This window comes from Nitritalea halalkaliphila LW7, from assembly GCF_000265075.1.
GTDB classification, from domain to species: Bacteria; Bacteroidota; Bacteroidia; order Cytophagales; family Cyclobacteriaceae; genus Nitritalea; species Nitritalea halalkaliphila.
This window is the reverse complement of the sequence record NZ_AJYA01000086.1, coordinates 1-1,495: the sequence shown is the minus strand read 5'-3', so window position 1 is coordinate 1,495 and position 1,495 is coordinate 1. Positions and strand designations below refer to the sequence as shown.

Annotated in this window: 2 protein-coding genes and 2 tRNA genes; 2 read left to right on the top strand and 2 right to left on the bottom strand. The window is 45.6% G+C overall.

Annotated elements, in window-relative coordinates; genetic code table 11:
- Positions 1-21 precede the first annotated feature (21 nt).
- Together A3SI_RS19180 and A3SI_RS16210 are read right to left on the bottom strand one after the other, a co-directional pair.
- Positions 22-101 (bottom strand) — tRNA-Pro (locus A3SI_RS19180).
- A gap of 17 nt (positions 102-118) precedes the next feature.
- Positions 119-192, bottom strand: a tRNA-Pro gene (locus A3SI_RS16210).
- Positions 193-517: 325 nt separating this feature from the next.
- Between A3SI_RS16210 and A3SI_RS19850 the strand changes: the two genes are divergently transcribed.
- Together A3SI_RS19850 and A3SI_RS19845 are read left to right on the top strand one after the other, a co-directional pair.
- On the top strand, positions 518-925 hold the full coding sequence (locus A3SI_RS19850) for a hypothetical protein (protein WP_009057606.1): 408 nt from the start codon (positions 518-520) through the stop codon (positions 923-925).
- An 8-nt stretch (positions 926-933) separates the two neighbouring features.
- Complete coding sequence (locus A3SI_RS19845) at positions 934-1,440, top strand: hypothetical protein (protein ID WP_040671268.1); 507 nt, start codon at positions 934-936, stop codon at positions 1,438-1,440.
- Positions 1,441-1,495: the final 55 nt, after the last annotated feature.

Below are 1,495 nucleotides of genomic sequence, written 5' to 3'. Positions count from 1 at the left end.
TACAAGCTTTCAAATTCTAGCGTCGGGTGACAGGATTTGAACCTGCGACMACTTGCAACCCCATTGCAGTAACAAGGCTACCGGSMTGCCGCCACACCCGAAGAAATGAAAATGTTCGTCGGGGTGGCAGGATTCGAACCTGCGACCTCCACATCCCAAATGTGCGCGATAACCGGGCTACGCTACACCCCGAACTGGCACAAAAGTATAAAGTTGCAGGCGATTCTACAAGCCTAAAACGGGATTAATGGATATTTTTCGCGGATGTGGGGCTAAGTGATTCAAGCTGAACAGGAAATGATCTGTGAAATTCTTTCCCGCTTCGCCTGTTTTAAGGCTTTCCCTTCCTTTTTTCCTTTGATGTGGTATGGGCCGAGGCCCAAAATTAACGTACAGAAAACCAATAGGCTAAGTGGATAAGCCTATATATCTGTGCCAAATTCAAACTAAAACCGTATATTTAACGTTTGAAAACTTGTTTTAACTATTATTTAATATTACCAAACCCAAAAAACCCATGATAAATCGTACAAAAACGAGTATCCTTAGCCTTGCGGCGGCGGCTTTATGTGCATTTTCCATGCCCTTTCAAACTCAAGCTCAGGAGCTTACTTATTCCGATCGTTTCTATATCTCCGTCAGTGGTGGTGTAGCCTTCGGGGTGACGAATGGTGATCAAGGTGGAAACTTCGTGGGAAGTGCCACGCCCGAAAATTTGTTGTCAAACAACAGAGGAACGCTGGGTAGTGGTGTGCCCCTAAATCTTAGACTGGGAATGTTTGTGACCGATCAGATCTCTCTAGACCTCGGTGTTCAGTATTTCTCTGGCTTCCGTCAGGATGTGCAGATGATCGATCTGCCCCCTTACAGTCGGCCATTAATGCACAGGCGTTTACAGAGCAGCTCCGTATTAACCCTACCGTAACTTTTTATGTGCCTCTCACCCAATCCTTAGACGCCTACACGCGTGTGGGACTTATGATTCCCGTGGCTGGAGCAGCTTTTATAGAAGCCGAAGGCCCAGCATTAGCGATTCAGCAAGATCCGATGCTTAATTCACTCAAATTTGAGCGTACAGAAGAAATTCGTGGCAACTTCTCTCTTGGCTATACAGCTGCACTCGGTTTAGAGTATAACCTCAAGTCTAACCTTGCCTTGTTTGTGGAAGCGGAAGCCCTGCACTTAAATGTAACGCGGAATACGGGAGAGTTTACTACTTTCCGATTCGTGAATCAGGAAGGAAATGTGGCGCAGGATTTACGCGAGGTGCTGCCTGCTAGTCAGTTAAGAACCAATTTCGTAGATGCATTAGGTGCTAATTCTAATAATCCAAGAACGAATCCGACGGGTTTCGATGCGGACAGACCACAGGATTTACCTACCTCTACTAGCTTCTACCACCATATTTCTGCTCAGGTAGGGGTGAAATTCCGCTTTTAATTAGAAAGTTGAAATAAAAATTTTATTCGGACGCAATGGTTTGCGTCACAATGCC

Coding starts and splice junctions, on each gene's coding strand:
- A3SI_RS19850 (WP_009057606.1), top strand. CDS start 518: ATGATAAATCGTACAAAAACGAGTATCCTTAGCCTTGCGGCGGCGGCT.